This is a genomic window from Pseudomonas sp. SMSB3, from assembly GCF_052041965.1.
Taxonomy (GTDB): domain Bacteria; phylum Pseudomonadota; class Gammaproteobacteria; order Pseudomonadales; family Pseudomonadaceae; genus Aquipseudomonas.
The window spans coordinates 22,968-48,375 of the sequence record NZ_JBKGGV010000015.1 but is presented as its reverse complement, the minus strand read 5'-3'; the positions used below and the strand labels follow the sequence as shown (position 1 = coordinate 48,375).

The window sequence follows — 25,408 nt, the reverse complement described above, 5'->3', positions numbered from 1 at the left end:
GAGCAATAGCGGGGCACCGCAGTGCCCCGTTCGGGCTTAGTTGCCCGGGACTTCCAATGGCGATTGCTGTGGCGTTTCGGCCTGCTGGCGGCGAGCCGCTTCCAGCGCTGCAGCTTCGGCCTTGGCGCGCTCGTCGGCCTTGCGCTGCAGCTCGTCGAGCTGGGCCGGGCTCAGCTGCTGCAGGCGGGTGACCATCGACTGCACCAGATCGCGGCGCATCTCTTCGCGAGCGCGCTGGGCTTCCTGCTCGGAGCCGGTGATGTTCGAGCCGTCACGTACGTAGACCTTGCGCACTTCGACCTTGTCGCTCAGCAGCTCGAGGTTGTTCAGGCCCAGGATGCTGTAGTTCAGCGTGGTGGTCAGCTCGTACTCGGCAGTGCGGTTGCCACCGGTGTAGCTCGCCGAACGAGAGGTTTCCTGCTCGTTGGTCAGGACCAGGCGATAGGGTGCACCGGTGTGCACGTCGACGCCGCTGCGCTCAAGTACCTGGCGCAGTTGCTGCAAGGTCGGGCCATAAGCATTGCGCGCCGTCACGTCCATTTCTTTGACGCTCAGCTCGTTGCTGCCGGTGCCGCGCAGCTGGAAACCGCAGGCACTGAGCAGCACAGCCAGGCCCATTACCAGCAGATTGCGTTTGATCATGTTGTTGCTCCCTTGTGGGCCGATACCGCCCACCCGCTCCGGTGCGGGTGGGCGTTGCCATCAGTTGGCGACGATGTTGACCAGTTTGCCCGGTACCACGATGACCTTGCGGATGGTAAGGCCGTCGAGGAAGCGCAGGACGTTTTCGTTGCTGCGGGCCGCGGCTTCGATTTCTTCGCGGCTGGCGGCAGCAGGCATTTCTACCTGGCCACGCAGCTTGCCGTTGACCTGAACCACCAGGACGATGCTGTCCTGCACCAGTGCGCTTTCATCGACAGCCGGCCAGCCAGCATCGATGACCGCCTGATCGTGGCCCAGGTGCTGCCACAGCTCATGGGAGATGTGCGGGGTGATTGGTGCCAGCAGCAGGGTGACGGCCTCCAGGCCTTCCTGCAGTAGGGCACGGTCTTGCGCGCTGGCCTGCGGGGCTTTTTCCAGCACGTTCATCACGGTCATCACCTGGGCGATGGCGGTGTTGAACTTGTGGTACTGACCCACGTCGGTGCTGGCTTGCTTGATGGCGGCGTGGATGGCGCGGCGGATGGCCTTCTGTGCATCGTCCAGGGCGGCGACATCGAGTTTGCCCGGCAGGCCTTGGGCGACATGCGCCTGGGCCAGTCGCCAGACGCGGCGCAGGAAGCGGCTCGCACCTTCGACACCCGAGTCGGACCACTCCAGGCTCATGTCGGGCGGCGAGGCGAACATCATGAACAGGCGGCAGGTGTCGGCGCCGTACTGCTCGATCATCGACTGCGGGTCGACACCGTTGTTCTTGGACTTGGACATCTTCTCGGTGCCGCCGATTTCCACCGGCAGGCCGTCGGTCTTCAGGCGTGCGCCGATGATCTTGGCCTTGGCATCGCGCTCGACCTCGACGTCAGCCGGGTTGAACCAGTCCTTGCCGCCGTTGCTTGCCACTCGGTAGTAGGTCTCGGCGACCACCATGCCTTGGGTCAGCAGGTTCTTGAACGGCTCGTTGGAGGTGACCAGGCCTTCGTCGCGCATCAGCTTGTGGAAGAAGCGCGCATACAGCAGGTGCAGAATGGCGTGTTCGATACCACCGATGTACTGATCGACCGGCAACCAGTGGTTAGCCGCTTTCGGATCGACCATGCCACCTTCGTAATTGGGCGATGCGTAGCGGGCGAAATACCAGGACGACTCGACGAAGGTGTCCATCGTGTCGGTTTCGCGCTTGGCAGCGCTGCCGCATTTCGGGCAGCTGCAGTCATAGAATTCGGGCATGCGCGCCAGTGGCGAACCGGCGCCGTCCGGCACCACGTTCTCTGGCAGGGTGACCGGCAGCTGGTCTTCCGGGACCGGTACATCGCCGCAGCTTGGGCAGTGGATGATCGGAATCGGGCAGCCCCAGTAGCGCTGACGGCTGATGCCCCAGTCACGCAGGCGGAACTGGGTGCGCGATTTGCCCAGGTCCTTGCGGATCAGGGCGGCTTCGATGGCGTCGAAGGCGCCGGCGAAGTCCAGGCCGTCGAACTCGCCGGAGTTGATCAGCTGGCCGTGTTCGCCGTAGGCGGCCTGCCACTCGCTGCTCACTTCGTCGCCAGCGCTGGTGCGCACCACGGCCTTGACCGGCAGCTGGTACTTGTGGGCGAACTCGAAGTCGCGCTCGTCGTGAGCCGGCACGGCCATGACCGCGCCGTCACCGTAGTGCATGAGCACGTAGTTGGCGACCCACACTGGCAGTTTTTCGCCGGTCAGCGGGTGCTGCACGAACAGGGAAGTGGGCATGCCCTTCTTTTCCTGCGTGGCCATGTCGGCCTCGGCGACGCTGCCGCTCTTGCATTCGTCGATGAATGCCTGCAACGCCGGGTTGCCCTGCGCGGCCTGGGTGGCCAGCGGGTGTTCGGCGGCAACGGCGACGTAGGTGGCGCCCATCAGGGTGTCAGGACGGGTGGTGAAGACTTTCAGCGTGCCTTCATGGCCGATGCTGGCCTGATCGAACGGGAACTGCACTTCCATGCCGCGCGACTTGCCGATCCAGTTGCGCTGCATGGTCTTGACCTGTTCTGGCCAGCCCGGCAGCTCGTCGAGGCTTTCCAGCAGCTCGTCGGCGTAATCGGTGATGCGGAAGTAGTACATCGGGATTTCGCGCTTCTCGATCAGCGCGCCGGAACGCCAGCCGCGACCATCGATGACCTGCTCGTTGGCCAGCACGGTCTGGTCGGCCGGGTCCCAGTTCACGGTGCCGTTCTTGCGGTAGATGATGCCTTTCTCGAACAGGCGGGTGAACAGCCACTGCTCCCAGCGGTAGTAGTCCGGCTTGCAGGTGGTGACTTCCCGCGCCCAGTCGATGGCCAGACCCAGGCTCTTGAGCTGGGTCTTCATGTAGTCGATGTTCTCGTAGGTCCATTTGGCCGGGGCGACGTTGTTCTTCATCGCCGCGTTTTCCGCCGGCATGCCGAAGGCGTCCCAGCCCATCGGCTGCAGGACGTTCTTGCCCAGCATGCGCTGGTAGCGGGCAATCACGTCACCGATGGTGTAGTTGCGCACGTGGCCCATGTGTAGCTTGCCGCTCGGGTACGGGAACATCGACAGGCAGTAGTAGGTGTCTTTGCCTGGCTGTTCGGTAACAGCGAACGATTGTTGCTCGTCCCAGAAGTTCTGGGCGGCGGCTTCGATATCACGGGGCGTGTATTGTTCGTGCATGGCTACTTTTTGCTGAGAGGGAAGAGACCTTGTTCCAGGCAGCGGAACCTCGCTGCGTCCGGCACTCCGGCTTCATTTGAGAGTGAACGCCGTAGCATACAGCAGCGCCGCGCATCGTGGGAAACCTTGATTGCGAATGCCCGCTGGTCGCAGCATCCGGCTGCTTTTGATAGCGCCGCTAAGCTCAGGTGTGGGGGGAGATATTCTTATCTTCAATGAGGTGAACGGATGGGAGAGAAGCAGCTAACAGCAGTCAAACCGGAGCTTTACGAACGCCTGATCGACCGTCTTGGCCTGGCCTTGGAAGTGGCCAGGACGTCGGTGCGGTTGCGCGACGAGATGCCAGCGGAACTGGAGTTGCGTGGTTTGAGCCATGCAGAGTTCGAAGTCATCAAGGCCTACCTGGAAGCGCTTCCGGAGCGTCGCAATGCGTGCGCCGGTGCTTACCCGGCAGCCGAACCGACGACGGCCAAGATCATCTGGCTCAAGGACAAGAAACGCCCCGCCGCCAAGGCAAGATCGAGGACGCTGCCACATCGCTAGCCGTTCAGGGCGCCAGGCGCAGGCAAGCGCGCGCCGGTTCATCATGACACTTCACCCGATCGGCGCCGGCCACAGACTTGTTGACCGGCGCCGATTCTCTATAGGCTGCACGCCTTCGATGGAGGTGTGCCGATGCCAATCCGATTTTTCCTCAAGCAATGGCTGATGCCGCCCGGGCTGTTTCTGGTGCTGTTGCTCGCGGCGTGGTGGCTGCGCAACCGCCGCCCGCGTCTGGCGGCGCTGTGTTTTACCGTGGGCCTGGGCGGCCTGTGGTTGATGAGCCTGCCGCTGGTGGTGCAGCAGGGTGCGCGTGCGCTGGAGAGCGAGGTCGCCTTGCCTGTTGCCCAGTGGTCGAGCCTGGCCAGTCGCGCCGACGCCATCGTCGTGCTCGGGGCCGGGCGCGAGCGTGGTGATCCGGCCTGGGCGGGCGCTGATCAGCCGTCGCCCCTGGCGCTGGAGCGCATGCGTTTTGCCGCGCAATTGGCCAAGGCCTCGGGTTTGCCAGTGTTGACCAGTGGCGGCTTGCATTATGGTACGCCGCCCAGCGAGGCGCAGCTGATGGCTGAGCGCTTGCAGGCGGACTTCGCGGTGCCGGTCAGATGGCAGGAGGGCGAAAGCCGCACCACATGGGAGAACGCGCAGTTCACCGCCAGCATGTTGCAGCCGCTGGGCATACGCCGCGTGGTGGTGGTGACTCAGGCGTGGCACATGCAACGCTCGCGCTGGAGCTTCGAGCGCGCCGGTTTCGAGGTGGTGCCGGCGCCGGTCGGCTTCCTCGGCCGTGACCATGCTCGCCCATTTGCCGGGCTACTGCCCGAGAGTCGCGCGATCTGGCAGAACGGGCAATTGCTCAATGAAGCGGTGGGGCTGGTGGGCTATCGGCTGTTCTATTGAGTCAAGACCGGGGCGGCCCGGCAAGGCCGCCCTCACGACCAGGTCGCCCCGGGTTTGATGACCGAGCAACCGTTTTTCCTCCAGGCAATCCCGAAGGGTGGATCAAACAGTCTTGGCGATGCGCGCAGCCAACAATGCCCAGCCGAACAACAGCACACACACGATCGCCAGCGGCCACGAACGCCATTGCAGGTATGGCGTCAGTTGCTGCATCGGTATCACTTCGCCATACAGCACGGCGCGCTCGAACTGAGGCACCTGCGCGGTGATCTGGCCGAACGGGTCGATCAACGCGGTGACGCCGTTGTTGGTGGCGCGGATCATCCAGCGGCCGGCCTCCAGCGCGCGCATCTGCGCCATCTGCAAGTGCTGCAACGGGCCGATCGAGGTGCCGAACCAGGTATCGTTGCTGATCGTCAGCAGCAAATCACTGCGCGCGGCCAGGCCTGCCGCAAATTCCGGATAGACCACCTCGTAGCAAATGAACGGCGCCACCTGGTAGCCCTTGGCTTGCAGCAACGCTTGATCTGCCGGGCCGCGGGCGAAGTCCGACATCGGCAGATTGAAGAACTCGATCGCCCCGCGCAGCATGTCCTGCAGCGGCACGTACTCACCGAACGGCACCAGTTTCTGCTTGAGGTAGGTGCCATCGCCTTCACCGGTGACCGTCACACCGTTGTAGTAGCGGCGCTGATGGTGCACCACTTCACGCACCGGCACCCCCGTGATCAGCGCCGAATGGCGGTCGGCGGCGAAGCGCCCCATCACGTCGATGTAACCCTGCGCCTGATCCTTGAGCACTGGTACGGCCGTTTCTGGCCACACCAGCAGGTCGACCGGTTTGGAGCTGAAGCTCATGTCCCGGTACAGGGCCAACTGGGCATCGATATGCGCAGGGTCCCATTTCAAGTCTTGCTCGACGTTGCCTTGCAACGCCGCGACTTTCAACGGATCGCCGGCAGGCTGGGTCCAGGCGTGGCCTTTGAGGGCCATGCCGGTCAGCCAGGGCGCCACCAGCAACAGCACCGCCACCGCCAGAAACGCTGGGCGTTGGCGCAGCCGGCTCAGGTTGCACAGCAGCGCAGCAGTCAAGGCCAGGGCGAACGACACCAGCCACACCCCGCCCAGCGGCGCCAAGCCCGCCAGCGGGCCGTTCAGCTGGCTGTAGCCGGCGTACAGCCATGGGAAGCCGGTAAGAAACCAGCCGCGAAACGCTTCTTGCAATACCCACAGTGCGGCGAAGCACAAGGCATCGGCCAGCGGCGCCTCAGTGCGGCGCAGCCAGCGCGCCCAGAGCCAGGTCGGCAGGGCGAAGAAGAACGCCAAGGCGGCGAAGAACGCCAACAACAGCACAATCGCCAGCAAGGGCGAAGCGCCGCCGTAGGTGTTCATGCTGACGTAGATCCACCAGGTGCCTGCGCCGTACAGGCCGAAGCCGAACCACCAGCCGCGCCACAGCGCCTGGCGGGGGCTGAGCTCGCGCAGGCCCAGGTAGAGCAGGGCGATCGACAGCAGCGCCAGTGGCCAGATGTCGAACGGCGCCAGGGCCAGGAGGGTCGATGCGCCGGCCGCCAAGGCCAGCAGGTTACCGGGCCAGCCGGGGCGGGTGATCCAACGCATGTTTGTCCTTAGCGGGTGATCGGGGTCAGGCGCAGCAAGTGTATGCGCCGGCTGTCGGCGTTGAGAATACGGAACTTGTAGGCGCCGATTTCAGTGGTTTCGTTGCGCTTGGGCAGGTGCCCGAAGGCGCTCATGACCAAGCCGCCGACGGTGTCGAATTCGTCATCGGAGAATTCGCTGTCGAAGAACTCGTTGAAGTTTTCGATTGGCGTCAGTGCCTTGACCAGGAAGTCGCCGCTGGGCAGCGGCTTGATGTAGCTGTCTTCCTCGACGTCATGCTCGTCTTCGATGTCGCCGACGATCTGCTCGAGGACGTCCTCGATGGTGACCAGCCCGGCCACGCCGCCGTACTCGTCGATGACCACGGCCATGTGGTTGTGATTGGCGCGGAATTCGCGCAGCAACACGTTGAGACGCTTCGACTCCGGCACGAAGGTGGCCGGGCGCAGCAGGTCCTTGATGTTGAAGCTGTCGCCGTTCTCCTTGAGGATCAGCGGCAGCAGGTCCTTGGCCAGCAGGATCCCGAGCACATCGTCATGGCTTTCACCGATCACCGGGTAGCGCGAGTGGGCGGCGTCGATGATCGCCGGCAGGAACTCACGTGGCGACTGGGTAGCCTTGATGCTGATCATCTGCGAGCGCGGCACCATGATGTCGCGCACCTGCAGGTCAGCGACCTGGATGGCACCTTCGACGATGGTCAGCGCTTCGCTGTCGAGCAGCTTGTTCTGATGGGCTTCGCGCAGCAGCTCCAGTAGCTCCTGGCGGTTTTTCGGCTCATGGGCAAAAGCCTGGGTGAGTTTACCCAGCCAGGACTTCTGCCCGTTGCTCGATCGATCTTCGCTCATGGCGGTTCTCGTGATCCTTCGTGTATCAGTGTGTGAGAGGTTCGTGTTCATCATCGGCATACGGGTCGGGATGACCCAGTTCTGCCAGCAATTGCCGTTCCAGCGCTTCCATCTCCTCGGCCTCATCGTCGTCGATGTGATCGTAGCCGAGCAGGTGCAGGCAGCCGTGAATGACCAGGTGTGCCCAGTGCGCGTCCAGCGACTTGCCTTGCTCGCGCGCCTCGCGCTCGACCACCGGCACGCAGATCACCAGGTCGCCCAGCAGCGGGATGTCGAGCAAGTCGTCCGGCACGTCGGCGGGAAACGACAGCACGTTGGTCGCGTAGTCCTTGTGCCGGAACGTGTGGTTGAGTTCGCGGCCCTCGGCTTCGTCGACCAGGCGGATGGTCATTTCCGAGTCGGCGCTGCGCTGGCGCAAGGCCAGCTCACACCAGCGGCGGAACGCGTGGTCATCCGGCGCATCGCCTTCGGCAGCGCGTTGCAGATCGAGTTCAAGCATCTTTGCCGGGCGCCTCGGGCTTGGCCTGGCGGGCATCGAAGCGGTCATACGCCTCGACGATCCGCTGCACCAGTGGGTGGCGGACCACGTCCTTGGGCTGGAAGTGGGTGAAGCTGATGCCCGGGACGTCCTTGAGCACCTCGATCACGTGCGCCAGGCCCGACTTGGTGCCGCGCGGCAGGTCGACCTGGGTGATGTCGCCGGTGATCACCGCGGTCGAGCCGAAGCCGATACGGGTCAGGAACATTTTCATCTGCTCGAGCGTGGTGTTCTGGCTCTCGTCGAGGATGATGAAGCTGTTGTTCAAGGTGCGACCACGCATGTACGCCAACGGGGCGATCTCGATCACCTGGCGCTCGATCAGCTTGGCCACGTGTTCGAAGCCGAGCATTTCATACAAGGCGTCATACAGCGGACGCAGGTACGGGTCGATCTTCTGCGCCAGGTCGCCGGGCAGGAAACCAAGCTTCTCGCCCGCCTCGACTGCCGGGCGTACCAGCAGGATGCGGCGCACCTGCTCGCGCTCCAGGGCGTCGACGGCGCAGGCCACGGCCAGGTAGGTCTTGCCGGTACCGGCCGGGCCAATGCCGAAGTTGATGTCGTTGCCAAGGATTTCCTTGACGTAGCGCTGCTGGTTGACGCCGCGCGGACGAATGTTGCCCTTGCGCGTGCGCAGCGAAACGCTGACTTCGTTGACCGCTGGGTTATCGATGTTCTCCACCGTCGACTCCTGCAGGTAGAGGTGCACGGTTTCCGGCGACAGGTCACTGGCCTTGGCCTCGCGATAGAGGCGGCGCAGCAGGTGTTCGGCAGCGGAAGTGCTCTTAGGGTCGCCAATCAGCTCGAATTGGTTGCCGCGGTTGCGGATTTCGATAGCCAGGCGTTGTTCGATCAGGCGTAGGTGCTCGTCGAACTGGCCGCACAAGTTGGCGAAGCGGTGGGCCTCGAAGGGCTCGAGGATGAAGCGATGAGGTTGTATGGGTGCGTTCAAGGTCGTTTTTAGCCGCCCGACGGCAATGGATGTGAAGGCAAGAATAACCCTTGAAGGGCAGTGGCGAAAGCACTGAAACGATCAAGGGTAGGTAGAGACGCTGGAGCTGCTCGCACGCAAGCGTGCTCTGCTATCATGCGCGCCTTTTCCGAGCCGGTGTAATCCCTCTGACATGAGCAAACCCGAACCTGCCATCTACAAAGTGATCTTCCTCAACCAGGGGCAGGTCTTCGAGATGTACGCCAAGCAGATCTACCAGAGCGATCTGTGGGGCTTTCTGGAAATCGAAGAGTTCGTCTTCGGCGAGCGCACCCAGGTGGTGGTCGACCCCAGTGAAGAAAAACTCAAGACCCAGTTCGAAGGGGTGATCCGCAGTTTCGTGCCGATGCAGTCGATCGTGCGCATCGATGAAGTGGAGCGCCTGGGCACGGCGAAGATCAGCGAGGCCAAGGCCAGCGGCAACGTGATGCCGTTCCCGATGCCCATGCCACCGAAATGAAGCCGTTCAAGGCAGTGGCGAGAATGGCGTGCGGCCTTCGGCGTTTTGCAGTTGCAACAGGTATTTGCGGAAGATCTGGCCAAGCACCTGGGTGGCGTGCTCGAGCTCGTCGCGCGGCATCTGCTCGGTGACCTCGTCGGCCATGTCCAGGGCGTCTTCGGCGCCGTTGACGGCGGCCATCTTCAACAGGATGTAGGCCTGCACGTTGTTGGCCTTGACCCCTTCGCCGCGAAAGAACATCGAGCCGAGGCGATACTGCGACTCGGCATGGCCTTGCAGCGAGGCTTTCTCGAACCAGTCCAGGGCTTTCTTCAGTTGCTTGGGGCTTTGCGTGTAGTAGTACTCGCCTAGCTCGAACTGCGCCTGGGCATCGCCCGTACTGGCGGTTTGCTCGCAGGCTTTGAGTGCATTCTGCAGGTCTTCTGGCTGAACATTGAGCGTGCAGCGCCCCGTTGCCGGAATCAGCAACGAGTTCCCGCCCTCCGCCGATGCCAGCAGGGGCTGAAGAAGCAACAGGCAGCCCAGGGTCAGGGCGCGGCCGGTGCGGTTCATGGGGATCGACTTACCTCTGCAAAGCTGCGGCCAATGTCTCTGGTGGCACATTATGGGATAAGCAGCGCCAACCTTACAAAGTTTTACTCGAATTTCTGTCGCGATGCAGGATTTGCCGAGGGTGGCCACGCCATGCGCCGGCGCCGGCTGCTGCGCAGGCGTGGTGATTCGCCTGTGGAACAGCCGGCCCCGGCTGCGGATCACTTGAGCGCGGCAAAGGCCTTTTCGGCAGCGTCCAGGGTGATCTGCAGCTCTTTGTCGCCATGGGCGATCGAGGTGAAGCCCGCTTCGAAGGCACTCGGCGCCAGGTACACGCCACCGTCGAGCATCAGGTGGAAGAAGCGCTTGAAACGTTCGGCATCGCTGGCCATCACGTCGTCGAAGGTGACGATGTCGTCGGCACCGCTGAAGTACAGGCCGAACATGGCGCCCGCCTGCGTGGTGACGAACGGTACGCCTGCGGCGTCGGCGCGCTGTTGCAGGCCGTCGAGCATGCGGCTGGTGAAGGCGCTCAGCTCATCGTGGAAGCCTGGACGGCTGATCAGCCGCAGGGTGGTCAGGCCGGCGGCCATGGCCAGTGGGTTGCCCGACAACGTGCCGGCCTGGTAGACCGGGCCCAGCGGGGCGATGCAGCCCATGATCTCGCGCTTGCCGCCAAAGCAGCCGACCGGCATGCCGCCGCCGACGATCTTGCCGAAGGTCGACAGGTCGGGGGTGATGCCGTAGTGGCCTTGGGCGCCGCCCAGGGACACACGGAAACCGGTCATCACTTCATCGAAGATCAGCACCACGCCGTGTTTGTCGCACTGCTCGCGCAGGCCTTCCAGGAAGCCTGGAGCGGGCGGCACACAGTTCATGTTGCCGGCCACCGGCTCGACGATGATGCAGGCCACGGTCTGGCCCACGTCGGCCAAGGTCTTTTCCACCGCGGCGATGTCGTTGAACGGCAGGGTCAGGGTGTGCTTGGCGAAGTCGGCGGGCACGCCAGCCGAGCTTGGCACGCCTTGGGTCAGCAGGCCCGAGCCGGCCTTGACCAGCAGGCTGTCGGAGTGGCCGTGGTAGCAGCCTTCGAACTTGATGATGGCATCACGGCCGGTGTAGCCACGCGCCAGGCGAATGGCGCTCATGGTCGCTTCGGTGCCCGAGCTGACCATGCGCACCATTTCCATCGAAGGCACCAGCGAGCAGACCAGGTCGGCCATCTCGGTTTCCATGGCCGTTGGCGCCCCATAGGACAGGCCATGCTCCAGCTGGCGGCGCACGGCATCGAGCACCTCCGGGTGGCCGTGGCCGAGAATCATCGGGCCCCAGGAGCCGACGTAGTCGACATAACGCTTGTCATCTTCGTCGATGACGTAGGCGCCTTCGGCATGTTTGAAGAACAGCGGGGTGCCGCCGACGCTCTTGAAGGCGCGGACAGGCGAGTTGACGCCGCCCGGAATGTGTTTCTGGGCTTGGGCGAACAGGGCTTCGGAACGGGACATGGGATCTTCTCTTTGAATCAAGCGAACAGGGCATTGAAGGCGCGGGCGCGGCGGATGACTTCCTGCGCGCTGTCAGCACCGAACAAGCCGTGGATCACCGCCAGCAGGTCGGCACCATGGGCGATCAGCGGGGCGGCGTTGTCGAGGGTGATGCCACCGATCACGGCGATCGGCAGCTTGACCTGGGCGCGCGCCTGCGCCAGCAGATCGACGCTGGCCGCCGGCGCCCCAGGCTTGGTGACAGAATTGAAAAAGCGGCCGAAGGCCACGTAGCTGGCGCCTTCACCGGCGGCCTGGGCGGCGAGTTCGAGGCTGGCGTGGCAGGTCGAGCCGATCACGGCCTGGCGGCCAAGCAAGGCGCGCGCCGGCGTCAGCGGCCCATCGGTCTGCCCCAGGTGCACCCCCACGCCCAGGCGCGCGGCCAGTTCGGCGTCATCGTTGATGATCAAGCCGGTACCGTACTGCTCGCAGAGTTTGAGCAGCGCCTCGGCTTCGCGCAGGCGGCGCGCGGCGTCATCGCCCTTGTCGCGGTATTGCAACAGGCACACGCCACCTTCCAGGGCCGCTTCGACATGGGACAGGAAACGGCCAGCGAGCAGCTGGCTGTCAGTGATTGCGTACAGACCGCGTAGCTTCATCGAAGGCCTCGTGTCAGGAGCAGAAATCCAGCGGCAGGCGGCGCGGGACGAACTGCCCCTTGCCCAGCTGTTCGGCGTCGCGCAGGGTGCGCCAGGTGTAGTCCAGCGCACTGCGTACCGCGCTTTGCAATTGCTCGCCCAGGGCCAGGCGGCCGGCCAGGGCGCTGGCCAGGGTGCAGCCCGAGCCATGGTAACTGCCCGGCAGGCGCTGGCAGGTCCAGGTGTGCTGCTGGCCATCACGGCTGTACAGGCGGTTGTGGATTTCATTCTCGTCGCCGTGCCCGCCAGTGATCAGCAGGTGCTGGCAATAGGGCAACAGTTTGTCGGCACATTCATCGGCGCTGCCGTCAGGCAGCTCGGCCAGGATACGCGCCTCCGGCAGGTTCGGCGTGGCAATGGTCGCCAGCGGCAGCAGGCGCTCGCGCACGGCATAGCCGACTTCGTCCTTGCCCAGGCGTCCGCCGCCACCAGCACGCAGCACCGGGTCACAGACCAGCGGCAGATGCGGGTGGGCGGCCAGCAGTTCGGCCACCGTGTCGACCATGGCGATCGAGCCCAGCATGCCGAGCTTCACCGCAGCGACGGTCGAGTCGCTCAGCACGGCGTTGGCCTGGGCCAGCACCCACTCGCGGTCGAGCACGCGGAAGTCGGAAACGTTGACGGTATCCTGCACGGTCAGGGCGGTCACGGCGGGCGCGGCGTGACAGCCCTGGGCGATCAGGGCTTCGATATCTGCCTGCAAGCCGGCGCCGCCACTTGGGTCGTGGCCGGAGAGACAGAGGACAACGGGGCGGGAGCTGTAGGTATTCATGGTCGGCGAGCTTACCACCAAACCTATTTGTGCGAATCGCCAGCGCACGGCAATTTGTTGATCGATCGGTCAGGAAGATGCCTGCATGATCGCTGAAAGTACTGTCCTAGAGCGCTTGGATGGAAAATCCAAATGGCCCGTGGCCAGCCTCGCAGGCTATGCTAGAGTGCTGGGATAACTCGACAAACGGGCTCTGCCGGATTTCGTCGTCTCAAAAGGATCGGAGGCCATCGCGACGCGACCGGAAAGGCCAGGCTGGGGCTGTATGCGCTATTTGCTGATAATGCTGCTGGGCTTGCTGCCCGTGCTGGCCGGAGCCGTCGAATTCGACGCCACGACCCGGCAACTTCCGTTGGGCAAAGCCATGCAGGTCTACGAAGACAAAGACGGCAGCGCCACCATCGCTCAGGTCAGCGCGCCGAGCTTCAGCCGCTTTCGCCCACATCAGGCCGATGTCCTCAATGCGGGCTATTCGACCTCGGTATTCTGGCTGAAGGTCGATCTGCAGTATGACGCTTCGGTCGATGCGCTGCCGCGCCAATGGCTGCTGGAGCTTGCCTACCCGCCGATGGACCACATCGAGCTGTATCTGGCCGGCAGCGATGGCGCGTTTCGCCTGGCCCAACGCACAGGCGATGCATTGCCCTACGACAGCCGCCAGATCCGCCAGAACAACTACCTGTTCGCCCTGGACCTGCCCCCAGGGCAGCCGACCACCGTCTATCTGCGCCTGAGCAGCCAAGGCTCGATTCAGGCGCCGTTGACCTTGTGGTCGGCCGAGGCCTACATCGAAGCGCAGCCGACGCGCTTCTACGTGTTCGGCATGATCTACGGCGTGCTGCTGGTAATGGCGGTGTACAACCTGTTCGTTTACCTCGGCGTGCGCGATGTCAGCTATCTCTATTACATCCTCTACATTGCCGCGTTCGGCTTGTATCAAGTCTCGGTCAACGGCGCAGGCGTCGCTTATTTCTGGCCCGACAGCCCGTGGTGGGCCAACGCCGCGACGCCGTTCTTCATCGGCGCCGCCGGCCTGTTCGGCTGCCAGTTCGCGCGCCACTTCCTGCAACTGGCCAAGGTCAGCAAGGCCTTCGATCGGCTGCTGCAGGGGTTGATGGCCGGTGGCGTGCTGGTCATGCTGCTGGCGGTAAGCGTGCGCTACGGCATCGCCTTGCGCGTGGCCACGCTGCTGGCGCTGCTGTTCACCTTGAGCATCTTCGCGGCCGGCCTGTATGCCTGGCTGCGCGGCCTGCGCGTGGCGCGCTGGTTCATCATCGCCTGGACCGCGTTCCTCGTCGGCGGGCTGGTCAACACCTTGATGGTGCTGGGCTTGCTGCCAAACCTGTTCATCACCATGTATGCCAGCCAGCTCGGCTCTGCGCTGGAAGTCGCGCTGCTGTCGCTGGCGCTGGCCGACCGCATCAACAGCATGCGCGAGCAGCAGGCGCAGACCCTGCGCGACACCGGCCAGGTGCTGGAGAACCTCAACCAGCAACTGGCGCGCAGCAATCACCTCAAGGATGAATTCCTGGCCAGCGTCACCCATGAGTTGCGCACCCCGATGAATGGCGTGATCGGCTCGCTCGAACTGATGCAGACGTTGCCAATGAGCGCGGAAATGGCCCAGTACCACCGCACCGCCAATGGCTCGGCGCAAGACATGATGGACATGGTCGACGACATTCTGACCCTGAGCGAGCTGCAAGCCGGACGCCTGCGCGCCCAGGCCATGCCGTTCAGCCTGCGTCGCACCTTGCAGGACCTGCGCGCCGGTTACGCCGGTACCGCCTTGGGCAAGGGCCTGTACCTGAGCCTGGATATTCCGGCAGAGCTTCCCGATGAACTGCTCGGCGACGCGCAGAAGCTGTCGCGCTGCCTGGGTTGCCTGATCAACAACGGGCTGAAATTCACCCACCAGGGCGGCGTGATGCTGCAGGTGCGTGGCCGGCGGCTGGGGCCGTGCAGCCTGGCGCTGACCTTCAGTGTCAGCGACAGCGGCATCGGTTTCGACGACCTCGACCAGGCGATCCTGTACCAGCGTTTCTTCCAGGTCGACGGTTCCATGACCCGGCGTTACGGCGGCCTGGGCATCGGCCTGTCGATCTGCCGGCAGTTGGCCGAGGTGCTGGGCGGCAGGATCTCCCACGAATCGACCCGCGGCCTGGGCAGCCGCTTCGAGCTGAGCCTGAATGTGGCGCTCGCGCAAGTGCAGATGCCGCCGGGCAGGGCGGTTTCATACAAAGGCTGAAGGCAGGCGCCCTGGGGCGATGACACATCTTTCGTCATGAATGCCCCTTTGACGGGGTCGCTGGGAGTGCTTCACTGGGTGTTTCAGCCATGCCCGGCCCCAGGAGCTGCCCATGAACCTGCACCAGTACGCTGAAACCCATCAGGTCACCAACCAGCCGCCTGCGCTCGATGGCGCCAACCTCTACCGCATCGACCTGCCGCTGCAGGAGTGGTCGCGCCGCTTCGGCGCCGGCTGGGCCGAGGCGCGCATCGACGCCTATGGCGCTCTGGCCGGCGGGCCATTGATGGCAGCGGGCTTCCTGGCCAATGCGCACAAGCCTGAGTTCAGCAGCCATGACCGCTACGGGCATCGTATCGACCTGGTGGAATTTCACCCGGCCTACCACCAACTGATGCGTACCGCCGTCGAACACGGCCTGCCTTCGCTGCCCTGGGCCGAACCGCGCCCCGGCGCCCACGTGGCGCGCGCGTCGATGACCTACCTGCACAGCCAGGCCGAAGCCGGCAGCGGCTGCCCGCTGACCATGACCTTCGCCGCGGTACCTGCGTTGCGCGTGCAGCCTGAGCTCGCCGAGTACTGGCTGCCGAAGATCCTTGCCCGCGAATACGACCCGCGCAATGTCGGCGACCGCCACAAGGCCGGCGTCACCGTGGGCATGGCGATGACCGAGAAGCAGGGCGGTACCGACGTGCGCGCCAACACCACCCGTGCCTACCCCGTCGGCAGCCCTGGCCCGGGACAGGCCTACGAGCTGGTGGGGCACAAGTGGTTCTGTTCGGCACCGATGTGCGATGCCTTCCTCACCCTGGCGCAGACCGACAAAGGCTTGAGTTGCTTCCTGTTGCCGCGCCACCGGCCCGACGACGGGCGCAATCAGTTCTATATCCAGCGCCTGAAGAACAAGCTCGGCAACTGCTCCAATGCGTCCAGCGAGGTCGAGTTCCGCGGGGCATTGGCGTGGATGCTGGGCGAAGAGGGGCGCGGAGTGCCGACCATCATCGAGATGGTGGCCATGACCCGCTTCGATTGCATGGTCGGCTCCAGTGCCCTGATGCGCCAGGCGCTGACCCAGGCAACCCATCACTGCGCCCACCGCAAGGTCGGTGGCCGGGTGCTGAACGAACAGCCCTTGATGCAGAACGTACTGGCCGACCTTGCCTTGGAAAGCGAAGCGGCATTGGCCCTGAGCTTGCGCATGGGCCAGGCCCTGGAACAGCTCGACGATCCGCAGCAGGCGCACTTCGCCCGGCTGGTGACCGCCGTGGGCAAATACTGGATCTGCAAGCGCGCGCCGGCGATGATCAACGAAGCCGCCGAGTGCCTGGGGGGCGCCGGCTATGTCGAAGACAGCATTCTGCCGCGCCTGTACCGCGAGGCGCCGGTCAACTCGACCTGGGAGGGCTCAGGCAATGTGCAATGCCTGGATGTGCTGCGCGCGTTGTCCAAGGAGCCGGGTGTGCTCGATGCGTTGTTCACCGAGCTCGGGGATGGCCACGGCGACCCGCGCCTGGCGGCGTACATCGGCAATCTCAAAGGCGCGTTCGCCGATACTGGCGATATCCAGTACCGCGCGCGGCAGCTGACCGAGGTGATCGCCCTGGCGCTGCAAGCCAAGCTGCTGCTCGAGGCCGGTAACGCCGCCGTCAGCGACGCCTTCATCGGCAGTCGCCTGAGCAGCGCCGGTGGGCGCACCTATGGGGCCTTGCCGCGCGGGGTCGATACCCAGGCGCTGGTGGCCCGGGCAACCCCGGCCTGGCTCGGCTGAGTGGATTGGCTGCGGCGTAGGCCCAGGTGCCAATCACGCCCGCGATCAATGGGGATGTATTTAACCAAGAAGGCAGGCAAGATGAACGACATGCATGTCCAGACAGGAAGCCCAGTGTGAGCCAAGCTTTTGTAGTCGTTGATACTCCCGAACAGGCCGTCGACCGTTTGGCGGCCCTGCATGACCAGGCCACCGGGGCACTGAGCCAGGCCCTCAAGCGTTACCTGAAGGATCGCAGCGAGCCCGACGCCGACGAGCGCGCCCTGTACCGCTACCCGGCGCTGCGCCTGACCTACTACAGCCACGGCGAAGTGGCGGCGACCACGCGGGCCTATGCCAAGGTGCAGGTCGCCGGCACCTACAGCGTGACCGTCACCCAGCCTGCGGCGTTTCGCGGCTACCTGCTCGAGCAATTGCGCCCGTTGATGACCGATTACACGGTGACCGTGGAAGTCGGTGTCAGTGAGCAGAATATCCCTTATCCGTACGTGGTCGACCAGGGCGATGAGCTGGCCGGCAGCGGCATCACCGCCGCTCAGCTGGCGCGCGTATTCCCCAGCACCGACTTGTCCGCAGCCACCGACGACATCGCCGACGGCCTGTGTGACTGGGGCAATGCCGAAACCCTGCCGTTGGCGTTGTTCGACGCCGCGCGCGTGGACTTTTCCCTGCGCCGCCTGGTGCACTACACCGGCAGCGACTGGCGCCACGTACAGCCCTGGATCCTGCTGACCAACTATCACCGCTATGTCGATCAGTTCATCAGCCATGGCCTCGAGCAGCTGCGCGACGACCCGCGCTTCGTACGCATGGTGTTGCCGGGCAACGTGGTGATCGACAAGGGCATGGACCACGGCGAAGCCCAGGCCTTGGTCGCCGGGGTGGTGTGGCACCGCTACCAGATGCCGGCCTATCACCTGATCGCCGGTGACGGTGACGGGGTGACCCTGGTGAATATCGGCGTGGGTCCTTCCAACGCCAAGAACATCACCGACCACCTGGCGGTCCTGCGTCCACACTGCTGGCTGATGATTGGCCACTGTGGTGGCCTGCGCCAGTCGCAGACCATCGGTGACTATGTGCTGGCACACGCCTACATGCGCCGTGACGGCATCCTCGATCGCGTGGTGCCGCCGAACATCCCCATCCCGGCCCTGGCCGAGGTGCAGCTGGCGTTGCAGGAAGCGGCAGCCCAGGTCACCGGCGAGCGTGGCGAAGAGCTGAAAAAGCGCCTGCGCACCGGCACCGTGCTGACCTACGACGACCGCAACTGGGAGCTGCGCTGGGCGCAGGAGCGGCCGCTGATCAACCTGTCGCGCGCCGTGGCGGTAGACATGGAAAGCGGCACCATCGCCGCCCAGGGTTACCGCCTGCGGGTGCCCTATGGCACCTTGCTGTGTGTGTCCGACAAGCCGCTGCACAGCGAGATCAAGCTGCCGGGCTCGGCCAACGCGTTTTACAACCGTGCCGTCAGCCAGCACCTGAAAATCGGCATCGCCGCCCTCGATCTGCTGCGCACCGAGCTCAACTCGTTGCACTCGCGTAAACTGCGCAGCTTCGATGAGCCGCCGTTCCGCTGAGGATCCATGCCCCTGCCACCCCGTTCCAAGCCGCGCCGCCCATCGGCGCGGCCCTCCGGCCCGCGTCGCCAGGCCAAGGCGCCCCCGGCCGAGCCGCGCTTGATCCTGTTCAACAAGCCCTTCGATGTGCTGACGCAGTTCAGCGACGGCGAAGGGCGCGCGACGCTCAAGGACTTCATCGACATACCGGGCATCTACCCGGCCGGTCGCCTCGACCGGGACAGTGAAGGCCTGCTGCTGCTGACCAATGACGGCAAGTTGCAGGCGCGTATCGCCGACCCCAAGCACAAGCTGCCCAAGACCTACTGGGTACAAGTCGAGGGCGAGCCGAGCGAGGAACAGCTCCAGCGTTTGCGCGACGGTGTGCAGCTCAATGACGGACCGACCCAGCCGGCCGAGGCGCGCCGCCTGGACGAGCCGCAACTATGGCCGCGCAACCCGCCCGTGCGTTTTCGCAAAAGCGTGCCGACCCATTGGTTGGAGCTGGTGATTCGCGAGGGCCGCAACCGTCAGGTACGGCGCATGACGGCGGCCGTGGGCCTGCCGACGTTGAGGCTGGTGCGGGTGCGCATCGGCGATTGGACGCTCGATGGCCTGGCGCAGGGCTGCTGGCGCGAAGTGCCGCTGTAGCCTTACAGAAGCGGCACAGGCTCCAGCGCCTAGACCCCTTCGATGAAGCCCACCACCACGCTCTTGATGATGAACGCCAATACGCCGAGCCCGAGCACGAAGAACAGGATCATCGTGCCGAAGCGCCCGGCCTTGGACTTTTTCGCCAGGTCCCAGACGATGAAGCCCATGAAGCCGATCAGTACGCTGACCAGCACGATCATCATCCATTCTTCGAATACGGCGGGATCCATCGAGGTCTCCAGGCAGATAGGCAGTGGTGAACGGCAGCGCGCTTAGCGCAGGTGGGTCAACGGCATCTCGGTGCTCGCCAGCACCTGGTTGAGCACGAAGCTCGAGCGTACGCTGGTGACACCCTCGATGCGCGTGAGGCTGCCGAGCAACAGTTTCTGGTAGTGGTCCATGTCAGGCACCACCACCTTGAGCTGGTAGTCGGCATCCATACCCGTCACCAGGCTGCATTCGAGCACCTGCGGCAGGTTGCGGATGGCCGCTTCGAAGGTTTCGAAACGTTCAGGGGTATGCCGGTCCATGCCGATCAGCACGTAGGCGGTCAGGCTAAGGCCGAGCTTCTTGCGGTCAAGCAAGGCGACCTGGCGCGATATGTAACCGTCGTCTTCCAGTTGCTTGACTCGGCGTGAGCACGGCGAGGGCGACAAGCCGATGCGCTCGGCCAGCTCCTGGTTGGAAATGCGCGCATCGCGCTGCAATTCGGCGAGGATGCTCAGGTCGTAGCGATCAAGTTTGCTCATGGAAAGCCTCGTTTCTTTGCGGATTGCGGTGAATTATCAATCCAGGGTTAAAAATTGCGCAAGCGCTATTTATCCGAGCAATATTCGCAATCCTCTGCCGCGCCCGTTCCCTTATCTTTATCAACAGAATCACTGCCCGGACATCAGTCCACGGCGACGCGCCCTAGGCGGGCGGTCGCGGCCAGCCATCCAACAGGATCTGCAGGCCCCCGGGCTACACGGCTTCTACAAGACGCTGTGAGGTGAGCCGGGGCCACAAGCGCCGAGCACGGACGACAATTCCCAAAGGGAGGCCCCAGGCCTCCCTTTTTTCATGGCCGCGATTTCATCTGCCCACGGCGCGCGCGCGTTAGACTGGCAGCCGTGCGTTCACTAGACCGTGAGGAACAACATGAAGTCGCGCATCTGGCAGTTGGCAGGTGTTGGTGTGCTGGGCCTGGGCATCAGCCTCGGGGCGCTGGCAGAGGTGCCGGGTGAGGGGCATGGCAACGATGGCGGCCCTGGCCGAGCGCTCAATTCCCGCGATCAGGTGCAGCAAACGCAGCCCGCTCGGCCCGGTTACTACCAGGACATTCCGCGTTACAACGGCAATAACCGCCATTGGCAAGCAGGCGGCCCGGGCCAGCGCCCCGGTGGCGACTGGCAGGGACGGCCAGATGGCCATGGCAATGGCTGGGGGCCGGGACCGCGTTATCGGCCGGGGCACAGCATCGATCGTTTTCCCGACCGGTACTGGCAGGTGCCGTACCGCGGCGAGCAATACTATTATTCTGCTGGCTACTGGTACCGCCCCCACGGTGATCGCTATGTGGTGGTGGCGCCGCCGCGCGGCGTGCGCGTCGACTACCTGCCGCCCTATGCACGAGAGGTCTGGCTGGGCGGCGCGTTGTTCTTCCTGGTCGCCGACACCTACTACCAATACTTGGCGGACGCCCAGCAGTACGTGGTGGTCAATCCGCCTGCCAGCGCTCCACCCCCGCTGCCCGCCGCCGCCCCACCGAGCACTGGCTATGATGTGATTGCCTACCCCATGCATGGCCAAGGGCCGGAGCAGCAGGACCAGGATCGCTATCAGTGCCATCGCTGGGCCGTCAGTGAGTCGGGCTTCGATCCCGCCACTGCGCCCTACGCACCGGCCGCTCAAGTGGCGAGCAACTACCGGCGAGCGCTAAGCGCCTGCCTGAGCGGTCGCGGTTACAGCGTCGATTGAGTTCAGACAGGGTCGGCGTGAACCATCACATCTGCGCGCGGATAGTGCTGGCGAATGACTTCCGAGGCACGCACGCACAAAGTGTGCGCCTCGTGCAGCGGCAACTGGCCGGGCAGCTCCAGGTGCAATTGCACGAACCACTGGTTGCCCGACACCCGCGTGCGCACATCGTGCACGCCCAGTACCCCCGGAATCTGCAGCACCAGCTGAGTCATCTGCTCACCGATCTCGCTGGGCAGCTCGCGGTCCATCAGGATCGCGGTGCTTTCGCGGGCGATCTGCAGCGCGCTCCAGAGGATGTACAGCGCGATACCCAGGCCGAACAGCGCATCCAGTTGCGGCCAGCCAACGCGCGCCAGCAGCAGCGCCAGCAGAATGCTGCCGTTGAGCAGCAAGTCGGAGCGATAGTGCAGCGAGTCGGCGCGCACCGCGGTCGAGCCGGTCAGGCGAATGACCTTGGCTTGCAGTGCCAGCAGGCCGACGGTCAGCACCAGCGACAGCAGCATCACACCGATGCCGATGCCGGTATCGCCGAGCGGCTGCGGGTCTTGCAGGCGCCTGACGGCCTGCACCCCGATCAGCACCGCACTGACGCCGATGAACAGCGCCTGGGCCATGCCAGCGAGCGCTTCGGCTTTGCCATGGCCAAAGCGGTGGTCATCATCGGCCGGGCGCAACGCGTAGTGCACTGCCAGCAGATTGAGAAACGAAGCCACCGCGTCGAGCGCCGAATCGGTCAGGCCAGCGAGCAGGCTGACCGAGCCACTGAGCCACCAGGCCACGGCCTTGCTGACCACCAGAAGGCTGGCCACGGCCAGCGAGGCGCGCGTGGCCAGGCGCAGCAGCCGTTGGTGCTCAGCGGGCGTGATCATGACGGCAGAACGGCTCCTGGGCGGATCAGGCGGCAGGCGCCAGGCCCAGGCCGGCCAGCTGCTCGACGCTGCCGCGGTGCTGGATCAGGCGCGGATCGTCCAGCGGCAGGCGCTGGCCAAGTTCGCTTTGCAGAATCGCCTGCAACTTCAGGTTGTCGACCTTGCCGTCGGCACCGACCGCTTCATGCAGCTTGGCGGGATCGACCTGGGCGGTATGCCCGCCGGGGTAGTAGATGGCGCCGGTGGCGAAATCGATGCCGAAGGCGATCAGGCCAGGGATGACGTAGAAGAGGATGCCGATGGCGTCCATGGCAGCCACCACCGGGTCGATCTTGCCGCCGATCTGGCCACGGCGATCAGGGTAGAAAATCGTGCCGCAGGCCGTCAGCTGGGTCAGCAGCGTGGCGATCAGGGCGCCACCGATGAGGCGGGAGGGGATACGCATGTGAATCTCCAAAAGGGTGTCGAGCGGGGCAAGCGAAACGCCAGCGCCTGCAGCTAAGACCATGACAGGGCAGGGCCGGTTCGCCGTTATACTCGCGTCACTGTTCGAGGACCACCATGATTTCATTACCGATCGATGCCGCCCTGCCTGCCTTGCGCCAGGCCTTGCACACCCGTGACGAAGCCGTGCTCGAAGCACCCCCCGGCGCCGGCAAGACCACCCGCGTGCCGCTGGCCCTGCTCGACCAGCCGTGGCTGGCCGGGCAGACCATCATCATGCTCGAACCACGCCGCCTGGCCGCTCGGGCGGCGGCTGAGCGTTTGGCCAGCGAGCTGGGGGAGAAGGTCGGGCAGACGGTGGGTTACCGTATTCGGCTGGACAGCAAGGTGGGGCCTGGTACACGCATTGAGGTGGTCACCGAAGGCATCCTGACTCGCCGCCTGCAGGCCGATCCGGCGCTGGAAGGGGTGGGGCTGGTAATTTTCGATGAATTTCATGAGCGCAGCCTGGACGCCGACCTGGCCTTGGCGCTGTGCCTCAATGGTCGAGAACTGTTGCGTGACGACCCACCGCTGAAGATTCTGCTGATGTCCGCGACCCTCGAAGGCGAGCGGTTGTCGCGGCTGCTCGACGATGCACCGGTGGTCAGCAGTGAGGGCCGTATGCATCCGGTCGATATCCGTTGGAGCCGGCCATTCCAGGCGGGTGAATTCATCGAGCCACGGGTGCTGGAAAGCGTGCTGCTGGCGCTGGCCGAGCAGCCCGGCAGCCTGTTGGTGTTTCTGCCGGGCCAGGCCGAAATCCGCCGGGTACACCAGAGCCTGCAGGATGAACTGGGCGATCGCCGCGACCTCGTGCTGTGCCCGCTGCATGGCGAGCTCGACCTCGATGCCCAGCGCGCCGCCATCGACCCGGCACCCGCGGGGTTGCGCAAGATCGTGCTGGCCACGAACATTGCCGAGACCAGCCTGACCATCGATGGCGTGCGCGTGGTGATCGATGCAGGCCTGGCCCGCGTGCCACGTTTCGATCCCGGCAGTGGCATGACGCGCCTGGACACCCAACGCATCTCCCGCGCCAGCGCCACTCAGCGTGCCGGCCGTGCCGGGCGTCTGCAAGCGGGGGTGTGCTACCGGCTCTGGTCCGAGGCCCAGCATGCACAGCTGGCCGCCCATGGCACGGCAGAGATCATGCAGGCTGACTTGGCTGGGCTGGCGCTGCAGTTGGCCCGTTGGGGGGTCAGCCCTGCGCAGTTGCGCTGGCTCGACCAGCCGCCTGCGGCGGCCTTCGCCCAAGCCCAGGATCTGCTCGCGCGCCTCGGCGCCTACCGGCCGGGCAGCCGTGAGCACCTGAGCGAGCACGGTCAGGCCATGGCGCAACTGCCGGCGCATCCACGCATCGCTCACTTGTTGCTGAGGGGCCAGGCGCTGGGCCTGGCACCCATGGCCTGCGATGTTGCCGCCCTGCTCGGCGAACGTGACATTCAGCGTGGCGGCGGTGCCGACCTGCACAGTCGCCTGGCTTTGCTCAGCGGCCCGGGCAAGCGTGCTCGGCCCAGCCAGGGCGGCGTGCAGCGTGTGCGCCAGCTTGCCAGGCAGTATCAGGGCCTGCTGCGCGGCGCGGCCACGGCGGTGGTCGCCGATCCGGAGCATCCGCGTTGGCTGGGCGCCTTGCTGGCGCTGGCCTATCCGGACCGCGTCGCCCAGCAGCGCCGTGAAGGCAGCGCCGAATATCGCCTGGCCAATGGCCGCGCGGCGCTGTTCGGCGAAGCCGATGCCTTGATGAAGTACCCATGGTTGGTGATCGCCGACCTGGGCAGCCGGCAAGGTCAGCGTGAGGAGCGCATCTACCTGGCAGCCGCCTTTGATCCACAGTTGCTCGACGACGTGCTGGCCGAGCAGGTCGAGCGGGTCGATGTGCTTGACTGGGATGAACGCCAGCAGGTGCTGGTGGCCGAGCGTCAAACCAAGGTCGGGGAGCTGATCGTCAGCCGCGAGCCGTTACCAGGCCTGGACGACGAAGCCCGCGCCAAGGCGCTGATCGGTCTGCTGCGACGCAAGGGGCTGAACCTGCTGAACTGGACGGCGGAACTGCGCCAGTGGCAGGCGCGGGTGGAGCTGTTACGGCAACTGGATCTTGCCAAGGACGGCCAGAGCGAATGGCCCGACCTTAGCGATGATGCGCTTCTGGCTGATCTGGAAAGCTGGTTGCAGCCCTACCTGGGCAAGGTCACGCGGCTGAGCCATTTTGCCGCGTTAGACCTGTCGTCGATCCTGCGCAACCTGCTGCCCTGGCCGTTACCGCAACGCCTGGACGAGTGGGCACCGACCCACTTGGCCGTGCCTTCAGGGTCGAGCATTCGCCTGGACTACAGCGAGCATCCGCCCATCCTGGCGGTGCGCCTGCAAGAGCTGTTCGGCCTGGCGGACACGCCGCGCATCGCCCAAGGCCGCCAGCAGGTCAAACTGCATCTGCTGTCGCCTGCTCGCCGGCCGGTGCAGGTGACCCAGGACCTGGCCAATTTCTGGCGCACGACCTATGCCGAAGTGAAAAAGGATTTGAAGGGGCGCTACCCGAAACACTATTGGCCAGACGACCCCCTGGTCGCCGAGGCCACCGCGCGGGCCAAGCCGCGCGGCACCTGAGCACGGGTTTCAGGCGTTGCGCTGGAGCAGGAAGGTGAGGACTTCGCCTTCCTGGGTGTTGAGCAGGTACATGGCCTGCCGACTGTGATGCGGCTCGTCGCGCAGGGCCGCGACACGGTGACCCTGATGGTCACGCAGGTAACAGATCAGCCCCTCGTCGGTCATCTCCAGCGGCTCGACTTTCCAGTACTCGGTGACCTCCGCCAGTTGGTAGAAACCGAGGTAGCCGTTGCGGCTCAGGCCCAGTCGCTTCGCTGGATTGCCGCTGTTGGGCAGGCTGATGTGGTAATGCAGGCGGTCGTCAGTGTGCGAGTCGAACTCGAACTTAAGGTTGATCGAGCTGGCTTTGCCACCAGCCATCAGCCAATCGTCCTGGGGCGTGAAGCCCCAGTTCCACTTATCCGAACTGCGGCTCAGTCGCAGCGGAACGAGTTGTTCCACTGCGATGGCGTAGAGCCGGCCGGTGAACGATTCGCCGTAGCTGTCCTGTATCACTTGGTCCATGGTGCGATCTCCTGTTTTTGACGAGATCGCACTCTAGGCGTGGGAGTGGCCTGGCTGGAGCTTGAA

24 protein-coding genes are annotated in these 25,408 nt (G+C 64.7%); 9 read left to right on the top strand and 15 right to left on the bottom strand.

The features are described 5' to 3' along the window. Positions 1-36: 36 nt before the first annotated feature. Entirely contained in the window at positions 37-642 is a 606-nt protein-coding gene (locus ACLEJW_RS20435) for an LPS-assembly lipoprotein LptE (RefSeq protein WP_145190519.1), read from the bottom strand. 60 nt (positions 643-702) lie between these two features. Continuing rightward, a complete protein-coding gene (gene leuS, locus ACLEJW_RS20430; protein WP_145190522.1) occupies positions 703-3,309 on the bottom strand; it encodes a leucine--tRNA ligase in 2,607 nt (868 codons plus the stop codon). Between the two features lie 228 nt (positions 3,310-3,537). Between leuS and ACLEJW_RS20425 the strand changes: the two genes are divergently transcribed. Both ACLEJW_RS20425 and ACLEJW_RS20420 read left to right on the top strand, forming a co-directional pair. Next, positions 3,538-3,852: a hypothetical protein gene (locus tag ACLEJW_RS20425; RefSeq protein ID WP_145190525.1), complete on the top strand. Its 315-nt coding sequence runs from the start codon at positions 3,538-3,540 to the stop codon at positions 3,850-3,852. A gap of 132 nt (positions 3,853-3,984) precedes the next feature. After that, positions 3,985-4,746: a YdcF family protein gene (locus tag ACLEJW_RS20420; RefSeq protein ID WP_145190528.1), complete on the top strand. Its 762-nt coding sequence runs from the start codon at positions 3,985-3,987 to the stop codon at positions 4,744-4,746. Positions 4,747-4,848: 102 nt separating this feature from the next. On the opposite strand, the gene lnt is transcribed toward ACLEJW_RS20420, so the two are convergent. From lnt to ACLEJW_RS20400, 4 genes are read right to left on the bottom strand one after another with little or no spacing between them, the layout of a single operon-like run. Further along, a complete protein-coding gene (gene lnt, locus ACLEJW_RS20415; RefSeq protein ID WP_440778143.1) occupies positions 4,849-6,366 on the bottom strand; it encodes an apolipoprotein N-acyltransferase in 1,518 nt (505 codons plus the stop codon). A gap of 8 nt (positions 6,367-6,374) precedes the next feature. Continuing rightward, positions 6,375-7,214 carry an HlyC/CorC family transporter gene (locus ACLEJW_RS20410; RefSeq protein ID WP_145190534.1) on the bottom strand — a complete coding sequence of 280 codons (840 nt, stop codon included), beginning with the start codon at positions 7,212-7,214 and terminating at the stop codon, positions 6,375-6,377. A gap of 25 nt (positions 7,215-7,239) precedes the next feature. Continuing rightward, positions 7,240-7,713 (bottom strand): rRNA maturation RNase YbeY, encoded by a 474-nt coding sequence (ybeY, locus tag ACLEJW_RS20405; protein ID WP_440778142.1) that lies wholly within the window; start codon positions 7,711-7,713, stop codon positions 7,240-7,242. Beyond that, complete coding sequence (locus ACLEJW_RS20400) at positions 7,706-8,704, bottom strand: PhoH family protein (RefSeq protein WP_145190540.1); 999 nt, start codon at positions 8,702-8,704, stop codon at positions 7,706-7,708. Before ACLEJW_RS20400 ends, ybeY begins: the two co-directional genes overlap by 8 nt. 172 nt (positions 8,705-8,876) lie before the next feature. On the opposite strand from ACLEJW_RS20400, the gene ACLEJW_RS20395 reads away from it, so the two are divergent. Further along, complete coding sequence (locus tag ACLEJW_RS20395; RefSeq protein WP_145190543.1) at positions 8,877-9,203, top strand: DUF1820 family protein; 327 nt, start codon at positions 8,877-8,879, stop codon at positions 9,201-9,203. A gap of 6 nt (positions 9,204-9,209) precedes the next feature. Here ACLEJW_RS20395 and ACLEJW_RS20390 read toward each other — a convergent pair whose 3' ends face one another. The 4 genes from ACLEJW_RS20390 to ACLEJW_RS20375 form a co-directional block, all read right to left on the bottom strand. Further along, positions 9,210-9,755, bottom strand: a complete 546-nt coding sequence (locus ACLEJW_RS20390) for a tetratricopeptide repeat protein (RefSeq protein WP_145190546.1) — start codon at positions 9,753-9,755, stop codon at positions 9,210-9,212. 200 nt (positions 9,756-9,955) lie between these two features. Then, a complete protein-coding gene (gene hemL, locus ACLEJW_RS20385) occupies positions 9,956-11,239 on the bottom strand; it encodes a glutamate-1-semialdehyde 2,1-aminomutase (protein ID WP_313457780.1) in 1,284 nt (427 codons plus the stop codon). A 17-nt stretch (positions 11,240-11,256) separates the two neighbouring features. Continuing rightward, positions 11,257-11,877, bottom strand: a complete 621-nt coding sequence (gene thiE / locus ACLEJW_RS20380; RefSeq protein WP_440778141.1) for a thiamine phosphate synthase — start codon at positions 11,875-11,877, stop codon at positions 11,257-11,259. Between the two features lie 13 nt (positions 11,878-11,890). Beyond that, the gene (locus ACLEJW_RS20375; RefSeq protein WP_440778140.1) at positions 11,891-12,688 is read right to left on the bottom strand and encodes a hydroxymethylpyrimidine/phosphomethylpyrimidine kinase; all 798 of its coding nucleotides are present in this window, start codon (positions 12,686-12,688) and stop codon (positions 11,891-11,893) included. A gap of 265 nt (positions 12,689-12,953) precedes the next feature. Here ACLEJW_RS20375 and ACLEJW_RS20370 point away from each other — a divergent pair, with 265 nt between their 5' ends. The 4 genes from ACLEJW_RS20370 (at position 12,954) to ACLEJW_RS20355 (ending at position 18,914) form a co-directional block, all read left to right on the top strand. Beyond that, a complete protein-coding gene (locus tag ACLEJW_RS20370; protein WP_145190557.1) occupies positions 12,954-14,936 on the top strand; it encodes a sensor histidine kinase in 1,983 nt (660 codons plus the stop codon). Between the two features lie 112 nt (positions 14,937-15,048). Then, a complete protein-coding gene (locus tag ACLEJW_RS20365; RefSeq protein WP_440778139.1) occupies positions 15,049-16,704 on the top strand; it encodes an acyl-CoA dehydrogenase family protein in 1,656 nt (551 codons plus the stop codon). A 116-nt stretch (positions 16,705-16,820) separates the two neighbouring features. Further along, positions 16,821-18,284 (top strand): AMP nucleosidase, encoded by a 1,464-nt coding sequence (amn, locus tag ACLEJW_RS20360; protein WP_145190563.1) that lies wholly within the window; start codon positions 16,821-16,823, stop codon positions 18,282-18,284. A gap of 6 nt (positions 18,285-18,290) precedes the next feature. Further along, entirely contained in the window at positions 18,291-18,914 is a 624-nt protein-coding gene (locus tag ACLEJW_RS20355; protein ID WP_145190565.1) for a pseudouridine synthase, read from the top strand. A gap of 29 nt (positions 18,915-18,943) precedes the next feature. On the opposite strand, the gene ACLEJW_RS20350 is transcribed toward ACLEJW_RS20355, so the two are convergent. Together ACLEJW_RS20350 and ACLEJW_RS20345 are read right to left on the bottom strand one after the other, a co-directional pair. Next, positions 18,944-19,147: a DUF2788 domain-containing protein gene (locus tag ACLEJW_RS20350; RefSeq protein WP_145190569.1), complete on the bottom strand. Its 204-nt coding sequence runs from the start codon at positions 19,145-19,147 to the stop codon at positions 18,944-18,946. A 42-nt stretch (positions 19,148-19,189) separates the two neighbouring features. Further along, entirely contained in the window at positions 19,190-19,666 is a 477-nt protein-coding gene (locus tag ACLEJW_RS20345; protein WP_016712159.1) for an Lrp/AsnC family transcriptional regulator, read from the bottom strand. Between the two features lie 391 nt (positions 19,667-20,057). Here ACLEJW_RS20345 and ACLEJW_RS20340 point away from each other — a divergent pair, with 391 nt between their 5' ends. Next, entirely contained in the window at positions 20,058-20,876 is an 819-nt protein-coding gene (locus ACLEJW_RS20340; protein ID WP_145190572.1) for a DUF6515 family protein, read from the top strand. 2 nt (positions 20,877-20,878) lie between these two features. Here the strand turns inward: ACLEJW_RS20340 and ACLEJW_RS20335 are convergent, their stop codons facing one another. Both ACLEJW_RS20335 and ACLEJW_RS20330 read right to left on the bottom strand, forming a co-directional pair. Beyond that, positions 20,879-21,748 carry a cation diffusion facilitator family transporter gene (locus ACLEJW_RS20335; protein ID WP_313457802.1) on the bottom strand — a complete coding sequence of 290 codons (870 nt, stop codon included), beginning with the start codon at positions 21,746-21,748 and terminating at the stop codon, positions 20,879-20,881. 25 nt (positions 21,749-21,773) lie between these two features. Further along, positions 21,774-22,193 (bottom strand): polyribonucleotide nucleotidyltransferase, encoded by a 420-nt coding sequence (locus tag ACLEJW_RS20330; protein ID WP_145190578.1) that lies wholly within the window; start codon positions 22,191-22,193, stop codon positions 21,774-21,776. Between the two features lie 116 nt (positions 22,194-22,309). Here ACLEJW_RS20330 and hrpB point away from each other — a divergent pair, with 116 nt between their 5' ends. Further along, on the top strand, positions 22,310-24,838 hold the full coding sequence (gene hrpB, locus ACLEJW_RS20325) for an ATP-dependent helicase HrpB (protein WP_440778138.1): 2,529 nt from the start codon (positions 22,310-22,312) through the stop codon (positions 24,836-24,838). 9 nt (positions 24,839-24,847) lie between these two features. On the opposite strand, the gene ACLEJW_RS20320 is transcribed toward hrpB, so the two are convergent. Further along, complete coding sequence (locus ACLEJW_RS20320) at positions 24,848-25,342, bottom strand: hypothetical protein (protein WP_440778137.1); 495 nt, start codon at positions 25,340-25,342, stop codon at positions 24,848-24,850. Positions 25,343-25,408: the final 66 nt, after the last annotated feature.

Coding starts and splice junctions, on each gene's coding strand:
- ACLEJW_RS20435 (WP_145190519.1), bottom strand. CDS start 642: ATGATCAAACGCAATCTGCTGGTAATGGGCCTGGCTGTGCTGCTCAGT.
- leuS (WP_145190522.1), bottom strand. CDS start 3,309: ATGCACGAACAATACACGCCCCGTGATATCGAAGCCGCCGCCCAGAAC.
- ACLEJW_RS20425 (WP_145190525.1), top strand. CDS start 3,538: ATGGGAGAGAAGCAGCTAACAGCAGTCAAACCGGAGCTTTACGAACGC.
- ACLEJW_RS20420 (WP_145190528.1), top strand. CDS start 3,985: ATGCCAATCCGATTTTTCCTCAAGCAATGGCTGATGCCGCCCGGGCTG.
- lnt (WP_440778143.1), bottom strand. CDS start 6,366: ATGCGTTGGATCACCCGCCCCGGCTGGCCCGGTAACCTGCTGGCCTTG.
- ACLEJW_RS20410 (WP_145190534.1), bottom strand. CDS start 7,214: ATGAGCGAAGATCGATCGAGCAACGGGCAGAAGTCCTGGCTGGGTAAA.
- ybeY (WP_440778142.1), bottom strand. CDS start 7,713: ATGCTTGAACTCGATCTGCAACGCGCTGCCGAAGGCGATGCGCCGGAT.
- ACLEJW_RS20395 (WP_145190543.1), top strand. CDS start 8,877: ATGAGCAAACCCGAACCTGCCATCTACAAAGTGATCTTCCTCAACCAG.
- ACLEJW_RS20390 (WP_145190546.1), bottom strand. CDS start 9,755: ATGAACCGCACCGGCCGCGCCCTGACCCTGGGCTGCCTGTTGCTTCTT.
- hemL (WP_313457780.1), bottom strand. CDS start 11,239: ATGTCCCGTTCCGAAGCCCTGTTCGCCCAAGCCCAGAAACACATTCCG.
- thiE (WP_440778141.1), bottom strand. CDS start 11,877: ATGAAGCTACGCGGTCTGTACGCAATCACTGACAGCCAGCTGCTCGCT.
- ACLEJW_RS20375 (WP_440778140.1), bottom strand. CDS start 12,688: ATGAATACCTACAGCTCCCGCCCCGTTGTCCTCTGTCTCTCCGGCCAC.
- ACLEJW_RS20370 (WP_145190557.1), top strand. CDS start 12,954: ATGCGCTATTTGCTGATAATGCTGCTGGGCTTGCTGCCCGTGCTGGCC.
- ACLEJW_RS20365 (WP_440778139.1), top strand. CDS start 15,049: ATGAACCTGCACCAGTACGCTGAAACCCATCAGGTCACCAACCAGCCG.
- ACLEJW_RS20355 (WP_145190565.1), top strand. CDS start 18,291: ATGCCCCTGCCACCCCGTTCCAAGCCGCGCCGCCCATCGGCGCGGCCC.
- ACLEJW_RS20350 (WP_145190569.1), bottom strand. CDS start 19,147: ATGGATCCCGCCGTATTCGAAGAATGGATGATGATCGTGCTGGTCAGC.
- ACLEJW_RS20345 (WP_016712159.1), bottom strand. CDS start 19,666: ATGAGCAAACTTGATCGCTACGACCTGAGCATCCTCGCCGAATTGCAG.
- ACLEJW_RS20340 (WP_145190572.1), top strand. CDS start 20,058: ATGAAGTCGCGCATCTGGCAGTTGGCAGGTGTTGGTGTGCTGGGCCTG.
- ACLEJW_RS20335 (WP_313457802.1), bottom strand. CDS start 21,748: ATGATCACGCCCGCTGAGCACCAACGGCTGCTGCGCCTGGCCACGCGC.
- ACLEJW_RS20330 (WP_145190578.1), bottom strand. CDS start 22,193: ATGCGTATCCCCTCCCGCCTCATCGGTGGCGCCCTGATCGCCACGCTG.
- hrpB (WP_440778138.1), top strand. CDS start 22,310: ATGATTTCATTACCGATCGATGCCGCCCTGCCTGCCTTGCGCCAGGCC.
- ACLEJW_RS20320 (WP_440778137.1), bottom strand. CDS start 25,342: ATGGACCAAGTGATACAGGACAGCTACGGCGAATCGTTCACCGGCCGG.